We start from the raw sequence: 7,187 nt of genomic DNA on the forward strand, positions 1-7,187 counted from the left end.
CCCGGGTCGGTGCCGCCTTTCCCCCGCATAGGGGAATCCTGATCCGCTCCCAGGCGCAGCCCCCCTTACCATGCAACCCCAGGCTGTGACGCCCGACTGCGCCTGCCCTGTCTTGTGATGGGGCCTGCCAATGCAGCCAGAGGCGTGAAAACGATACTTTTACGAATTATTTCAGGTGCCTACACTTCTTCCATTGCATCGTGCAGCCCGGCTCGGCAAGATAAGCCCGCTTTTTCAGTCTTTCCCGCAGGAACAGGTCACCCATGAATCATGCCATCCGCTTTACCCCGCACCGCCACAATCCCGGGATCAGGCCGTCGGTCATCTTGCTCACCGCCCTGATGGCTCTGCTGTTCTGTCTGCGCAATCCGTTGTTCCACGGCATGGCTCCGGGATTTGATGCCTCCCTGTTTGCGGTGATGGGCAAGATGTGGAGCGAGGGGGGCGTACTCTATCGGGACATGATCGACATCAAGGGTCCCATGATCTTCGCCCTCGATGCACTGGGCTATGGCCTTGGTGGCTTCTTCGGGATCTGGCTGCTGGAGTGGGTGCTCTGCTGGCTGGGCCTCATGGCGAGCTGGCAGGCTTTTTCGCAGCTCGGGCTCTCGGTGCGGGCGCGACTTGGCAGCATGCTGGCCCTGCTGGCGCTCTACAGCACTCGCTACTACTACGGCAACATGACAGAGGACTGGACATTCCATCTGGCCCTCATCGCCCAGTGGGCTTTCATCACCATGCTGCTGGACAAGCGATTCAGCTGGGGACCGGCCCTGGTCGCCGCACTCACCTTCGCCATCGTGGCCTGGATGCGCACCAACAACGGCGCCTTCTGGGGGGCCTGGTATCTGGTGCTCTTCTGTCACTGGTGCCTGCGCGAGCAGTGGCGCTGCGCCTTTGCCCTGCTCTTTTCCAGCCTGCTTGGACTGGCTCTCGTCGGCGGCCCGCTCTATGCCTACTTCCAGCACCACGACGTGCTGGCAGAGTTCAAATACTACGCCTTCGGCATCTTCTTTGAAGGGAGCTACGGCAACGGCTTCTCTCCTGAGGTGGGCGCCGTCGGTCTGCTGCGCACCGGCCTCATCATGCTGCTGCCCGCCTTCCTCGTCCTGATGCTCGGGCGCCGCCAGGAGTGGTATCTCCCCGCGCTGTGCGCCACCCTGCTGGGGGTGCTGTTCACCCTGATCGCCAACTCGGTCTCCGGTCATGTGTTCGATCACTATGACGTGCTCTATCTGCAGCTTGGCCTGCTGCCGCTCGCCTGCCTGCTGGATAGAAGCGAACAGCGATCCGATGGCCTGGGGCTGCTTTGCATCTCCCTGGTGGTGCTGACCGCCAGCTGGCTGCTGGCCCAACAGCTCGGTTACGGCTGGAGCACCAAGGAGTGGTCTCTGGAGCGGGTGCGCGAGGTGCTCGGCAACAGCCTGCTGTGGGCCTTGCCCGTGCTCATTCTGGTCCCGCTCTGGCGCGCCTGGGACGTGCGAAGCGCCACCCCCTGGCTCGCCTCGCTGGCCATGCTGGTACTGCTGGTCAACAACGCCTGGGAAGGCAATCTCAAGGGCAGGCCGTTCAATCCCCCCGCCCAGGTCAGGGTCGATCGTATCCTGGCCGAGACGGCGCCTACCGACAAGATCTGGGTCGATGGTATCCAGCCGCAATACTACCTCTGGACCGATCGCCAGCCGGCCTCCGCCTATTTGTTCTTTGCCAACGTCAACCCGCCCTACGATGTGCGCGAGCGGGTGCTGGCTGACATCCAGCGCCAACAACCCAAATTCATCATCGCCAAACCGGAGCGGGTGGCACAGGAGCTCAAGACTCCGACCTCCCCCTCCCACCTTGCCTTCTACCAGTATCTGGCAGGCCAGTATGAAGAGGTGGACCCGGGCCTGTACCGGCGCCGCTAATCAGGCACACAGAAGGGGCCATCCTGGTGATGGCCCCTTTTCGTTGTCGTCATAAAGAGGGGGCCGACCATGTTCAAGGCGCCCCATCCTGACTACAATGGCGCTCTTTTTCGCGGCAGAGGGAAGAATCATGGCGGAGCTGACTTATCTGGGGGGCTATCCGGAGCCACTCAAGGCTCAGGTACAGCAGTTGATTGCGGCGGGCAAACTCGGCGAGATGCTGGCCAAGCGCTACCCGCAAACCCACCTCGTCCAGAGCGACAAGGCGCTGCTCGCCTATACCATGGAGCTGAAGAACCGCTACCTGAAAAGCTCCGCGCCGCTTTCCAAGGTGATCTTCGACGGCAAGATCAACGTGATCAAGGATGCCCTGGGACTGCACACCTATGTCAGCCGGGTGCAAGGCAGCAAGCTCAAGGCCAAGAACGAGATCCGTATCGCCGCCCTGTTCAAGGAGGCCCATCCCGCCTTTCTCAAGATGATAGTGGTGCATGAGCTGGCCCACCTGAAGGAGAAGGATCACAACAAGGCTTTCTACCAGCTCTGCCAGCACATGGAACCGGACTATCATCAACTGGAGTTCGATCTCAGGCTCTGGCTCACCTGGCGTGATATCGAGCGTACCGCCCGCTGATCCCCTTGCAAGGAGGCAAGATGCGCCCATGGCACACACCTCTCCAGTCCGTTCGCCATGGGCACTGGTTGCTCCCGGGGCTGATGCTCTGGCTCTTCTCACTGCCGCTGTCGGCCACCGAACGCTGGCAGCGTGATGACTACCTTGTCCAGAGCTTCATGGAAATCGCCATGAAACGGGAGTATGGCCATGAACAACAGGAGCACTTCTCCCGCTGGCCGGGCCCCGTGCGTCTCAAGCTCGTCAACGAATTCGGCGACAAGCCGCTGCAGGCCGAGGTCGTCAAGGTACAGACCCGTCACCTGAGCAGGATCACCGGTCACCCCATCGAGATTGTCAGCGACAACCCCAATCTCACCCTCATCATGACCCGGCACAAACAGATGGCGAGCTGGGCTGCGCGCACCATGCGCCAGGACGAGTCGGTGCGCATCGCCCTCAAGGAGGGGATCTGCCTAGCCAATTTCGCCACCAACGCTCGCTACGAGATCACCCGTGCCACCATCATCATTCCGGTGGATTACAGCAGGGCAAAGGGCCGTTTTCTGGATTGCGTGGTGGAAGAGTTGAGCCAGGTGATGGGGCTGCCCAACGACTCGGACAAGGTGTTCCCCTCCATCTTCAATGACAGCAGCATCGACAGCTTTCTGACCGGGCTCGACTACGTGTTGCTCAGGCTTGCCTACCACCCGGCATTGCAACCGGGTATGACGTCAGACGAGGTACGCGCGGCGCTCCCCGCGGCCCTCAAGGCACTGCGTGCCAATGGCGACATCGCACAGGCCACCCAACGGGTGCAGGTCGACAGCCTCAAGCGTTGGGCGGGACTCTGAGCGCAGCCAGAAACATTACTCTTTCGCCTTTCGCCTTTCGCCTTTCGCCTTTCGCCTTTCGCCTTTCGCCTTTCGCCTTTCGCCTTTCGCCTTCATGGTCATGCGCTTACCCCATCAACGCAACACGCAGCCCATGGCTGCGTGTTTTGAAGAGCGGTTCGGCAAAGCCGGTACAGGGATCATCACCAGGCTGGAGGTTCCTCCTCGCGCCCTGGCAGATCACGACGATGCTTGCCGCAGGGAGCTTATCTTCAGGCCTCCAGAGCCTCTTCTTCCGGCATCCAGCTATCAGCGTTTTCCCACACCTCCTGCACCATGGCTTCGGCCAGCTCCTTGTCTTCCTTGCTGGCGCGACTGACCGTCAGAGCCATGGCACTACCCGGTGCCACCCGCACATGCAGATCGGGAAAGCGCTCACCCAGTTGCTTGAGCAGCTCCTGGCGCAAGGCCTCCATGGTCGAGGTGGGGATCTGGTGTTTTCTGTCGATGATGATTTCCAGGCGCATAGGGTACGTCTCCATGATAATTAACTGTATTTTTATACAGTAATTTTGAAAAGTAAAGATGGTGCCTGCACATAGGCCCTCACCGTCCATGCCTGCTCGCTGACGATGTGCAGCCGAACGACCCAGATTTTCCCCCATCGCTGTCATCATGGAAAAAACAGTTGATATTGATTCTCATCCATCGCATTATTTACATCTTGTTATAACATAACAAAAAGGCAATCATGCGCCCCCATATTCACCCTGAATACCGCAAGGTTCTGTTCCACGATCTCGCCAGCAATACCTACTTTCTGATCGGCTCCACGCTGGCCACCGATCGCACCAGAGAGTGGGAAGATGGCAACACCTACCCCTATGTGACGCTGGATGTCTCCAGCGCGTCCCACCCCTTCTATACCGGCAAACAGAAGCAGGTCGGCAAGGAAGGTCAGGTCGCTCGCTTCGGCCAGCGATTCGGTCAGTTCTTCAGCAAAGGAAAAGAGAAACAATGAAAGTCCTCGCCTCCCTGAAATCCGCCAAGTCGCGTCACCCGGACTGTCAGATCGTACGTCGACGCGGCAAGCTGTTCGTCATCTGCAAGAGCAATCCCAGGTTCAAGGCTCGTCAGGGCTGATTGCGCATCCGCCCCTCATGGATAACAAAAGCCCTCGTCATGAGGGCTTTGTCATCTCTGGGCTCTGCTCACAGCGGGGTGGCGCACTTGCGGTATTCGGTGGGGCTGACCCCTACCCGCTTTCGGAACACCCGCGAGAAGTAGAGCTGATCGTCATAGCCCACCTGCTGGCCTATGGTGGCGACCGACAGCGGCGTGGTCTGCAGCAGCAGCTTGGCCCGCATGATGCGCTGATCCTCACGCCAGCGCACTATGCTCACCCCCACCTGCTCGCGAAACAGGTGCGCGAGGCGCGAGGGGGACAAGAACACCTGCTCCGCCAGCGCTTCCACCGAGATCTCGGCCGAGAGGGACTCGCTCAGGATCTGGCACGCCTCGTGGACCCGGTGATCGATGGCTGGATAGGCATTCTGGGACGATGCCTCGTAGCAGCGGATGAGCAACCGCTCCAAGAGGTTCATAGCCAGTTGCTCCGACATGGGCCGCAGCTGCTTGTGGGTCTCCTCGATGTCGAGGAAGAGGGTGTCGAATTCGGTGAGCAGCTGGTTGTCCGCTAGTTGCAGTCGCCCCACCTGCTCCGTCACCTGGGGCCACTTGAGCCAGTCAGCCCAGTAGGCCCGCGGCCGGAAATAGACCCAGCGGTGATACCACTCCCGGGCATCCGGCGCCCGGCCGTAATGGTGCACCGCCGCTGGTGGAAAGAGCAGCAGGTCGCCGGGTTCCACGGTGAAGGCCTTGTCCCCCTGAAAGATCTGTCCCTTGCCCTTGATGGTCAGATTGACGATGAACCCCTTCATGCCGTGGGGCCTGTCGATGGTGAAATCCAGCGCGCTCCCCTGCTCGATGGGAGTCATCCCCGAGACCAGGAAGACGTCGAAGGCGTAGCCAGGCAGCAGGGGATTGAGTTGTTTCGGCTTCTCTTTTTGCATCGAGGACATGGCGGAAAACAGGGTTTCGGTAAAAAAGTCGACATGGGCCATTGTAGAGATCCGGCGTAGGAACCCCCTATGTTCGCAAGCTGTTCGTTGTGAAATTGTTGAACTGGCTCACAGCTTGCCGGGGAAAACACCGGGCCGACGCGAGGCCGGCCGGGTGACGAGGAAACACATCGCTCAGATACGGGCTTTGCGCACCTGCTTGTAGCGGTCGAACAGCACGGCGGCGAGCAGGATGAGGCCACGCACCACGTACTGGGCAAACGGGGAGATGTTGAGCAGGTTCATGGCGTTCTCCATCAGCCCCAGGATCAGCACCCCGGCGATGATGTAGGAGATTTTGCCGATCCCCCCCTTCATGGAGACCCCACCCAGCACGCAGGCGGAGATCACCACCAGCTCGAAGCCGATGGAGGTCATGGGCTGACCCGAGGTCATGCGGGATGCGAGGATGATGCCGGCGAGCGAGGCGATGAGCCCGGTCATGGCGAAGATGATGATCTTGGTGCGCACCACGTTGACCCCGGCCAGACGTGCCGCCTCCTCGTTGCCCCCCATGGCCAGGGTATTGCGCCCGAAGGTGGTCTTGTTGAGCAGCAGACCGAACAACACGAAGCAGACCGCCGTCAGCCAGATGGGCGTCGGGATGCCGAGCAGGGCGGAGTTGCCAAGCTCGAAGAAGCCCTCCTCCACGATGCCCACCGCCTTGCCGTCGGAGATGATGTAGCCCACCCCGCGCGCCATCTGCATGGTGGCAAGGGTGGTGATGAGGGCGTTGATCTTGAATTTGGCCACGACGATGCCGTTGATGAGGCCAAAGACAAGGCCCACCGAGAGACCGGCCAGAATGCCGAGGGGGATGCTCTCGGTGGCGTTGATGCCCACCGCGCAGGCGACGCCGGAGCAGGCCACCACTGAGCCCACCGACATGTCGAACTCGCCGGAGGCGAGGCAGAACAGCATGCCGCAGGCCACCATGCCCGACATGGAGACGGCAAGCCCGAGCCCCCGCATGTTGATAAGGCTGGCGAAGTTGGGGACCAGCACGCAGGCGAGCAGGAACAGGATGGCGAAGATCACCAGCATGCCGTACTGATCCCAGATGCGGGTCAGTTGCAGGAGGGTACCGCTCGCCGCGGTGTCGTTGGCGGCTTGGCCGACCGAGGTCGTTGTTGTCATGGTATTTCTCCTGAAAATTCCGGGTGCTATCTCGTTGCGGTCAGCAGATCAACGGGCCGGCATGGCCAGATTGAGCGCCTTGACCTCGTTGGCCTCGTCGTGGGAAAGCTCGCCGGCGATCTCCCCCTCCCGCATGACCAGGATCCGGTCCGCGATGCCCAGCACCTCCGGCAGCTCGCTCGAGACCACCACCACGGCGATGCCCACCTTGGCCAGATCGTAAATCACGTTGTAAATCTCGTTCTTCGCCCCGACGTCAATGCCCCGGGTCGGTTCATCGAGCAGGATCACTTTCATGTCTTCCGACAGCCAACGCCCCAGAATGGCCTTCTGCTGGTTGCCGCCGGAGAGGTTCATGATGGCCTGCTGGGGAGACGGGGTCTTGACCCGCATGTCGCGGATCCGCAGCCTCGCGTTCTCGTCCTCCCACTTCTGGTTGATCCAGAAGCCTCCCCACGCGTGGTGACGGCGGGCGCTGATGTTGATGTTCTCCTGCACCGATTGACATCCTCCCCCACCTTAGCGCTTCGCGTCACAGGAGGGGGATTCCCATTACTGGGTGATAGCTGCTCGCGCA

General features: G+C 60.7%; 8 protein-coding genes and 1 pseudogene. 5 read left to right on the top strand and 4 right to left on the bottom strand.

Annotated elements, in window-relative coordinates; translation table 11 throughout:
- The first annotated feature begins 263 nt into the window (after positions 1 to 263).
- From OKC30_RS09020 to OKC30_RS09030, 3 genes are all read left to right on the top strand, one after another.
- Positions 264 to 1,907 carry a hypothetical protein gene (locus tag OKC30_RS09020; RefSeq protein ID WP_160837931.1) on the top strand — a complete coding sequence of 548 codons (1,644 nt, stop codon included), beginning with the start codon at positions 264 to 266 and terminating at the stop codon, positions 1,905 to 1,907.
- Between the two features lie 130 nt (positions 1,908 to 2,037).
- Complete coding sequence (locus tag OKC30_RS09025) at positions 2,038 to 2,541, top strand: M48 family metallopeptidase (protein WP_010674483.1); 504 nt, start codon at positions 2,038 to 2,040, stop codon at positions 2,539 to 2,541.
- Positions 2,542 to 2,561: 20 nt separating this feature from the next.
- Positions 2,562 to 3,374 carry a DUF2927 domain-containing protein gene (locus tag OKC30_RS09030; protein ID WP_052130431.1) on the top strand — a complete coding sequence of 271 codons (813 nt, stop codon included), beginning with the start codon at positions 2,562 to 2,564 and terminating at the stop codon, positions 3,372 to 3,374.
- A gap of 251 nt (positions 3,375 to 3,625) precedes the next feature.
- Here the strand turns inward: OKC30_RS09030 and OKC30_RS09035 are convergent, their stop codons facing one another.
- Positions 3,626 to 3,880, bottom strand: a complete 255-nt coding sequence (locus OKC30_RS09035; RefSeq protein ID WP_010674481.1) for a DinI family protein — start codon at positions 3,878 to 3,880, stop codon at positions 3,626 to 3,628.
- A gap of 224 nt (positions 3,881 to 4,104) precedes the next feature.
- Here OKC30_RS09035 and OKC30_RS09040 point away from each other — a divergent pair, with 224 nt between their 5' ends.
- Positions 4,105 to 4,374: a type B 50S ribosomal protein L31 gene (locus OKC30_RS09040; protein WP_039040091.1), complete on the top strand. Its 270-nt coding sequence runs from the start codon at positions 4,105 to 4,107 to the stop codon at positions 4,372 to 4,374.
- Positions 4,371 to 4,496 carry a type B 50S ribosomal protein L36 gene (gene ykgO / locus OKC30_RS09045; RefSeq protein WP_010674479.1) on the top strand — a complete coding sequence of 42 codons (126 nt, stop codon included), beginning with the start codon at positions 4,371 to 4,373 and terminating at the stop codon, positions 4,494 to 4,496. Before OKC30_RS09040 ends, ykgO begins: the two co-directional genes overlap by 4 nt.
- Positions 4,497 to 4,564: 68 nt before the next feature.
- On the opposite strand, the gene araC is transcribed toward ykgO, so the two are convergent.
- From araC to OKC30_RS09060, 3 genes and pseudogenes are all read right to left on the bottom strand, one after another.
- Positions 4,565 to 5,476 (bottom strand): arabinose operon transcriptional regulator AraC, encoded by a 912-nt coding sequence (gene araC / locus OKC30_RS09050; RefSeq protein WP_048207522.1) that lies wholly within the window; start codon positions 5,474 to 5,476, stop codon positions 4,565 to 4,567.
- A 132-nt stretch (positions 5,477 to 5,608) separates the two neighbouring features.
- Positions 5,609 to 6,610, bottom strand: a complete 1,002-nt coding sequence (araH, locus tag OKC30_RS09055; RefSeq protein WP_160837929.1) for an L-arabinose ABC transporter permease AraH — start codon at positions 6,608 to 6,610, stop codon at positions 5,609 to 5,611.
- A gap of 48 nt (positions 6,611 to 6,658) precedes the next feature.
- A pseudogene (locus tag OKC30_RS09060) lies at positions 6,659 to 7,111 on the bottom strand (ATP-binding cassette domain-containing protein); the annotation flags it as partial.
- Positions 7,112 to 7,187: the final 76 nt, after the last annotated feature.

This window comes from Aeromonas sp. QDB18 (genome assembly GCF_027705325.1).
GTDB classification, from domain to species: domain Bacteria; phylum Pseudomonadota; class Gammaproteobacteria; order Enterobacterales; family Aeromonadaceae; genus Aeromonas; species Aeromonas caviae.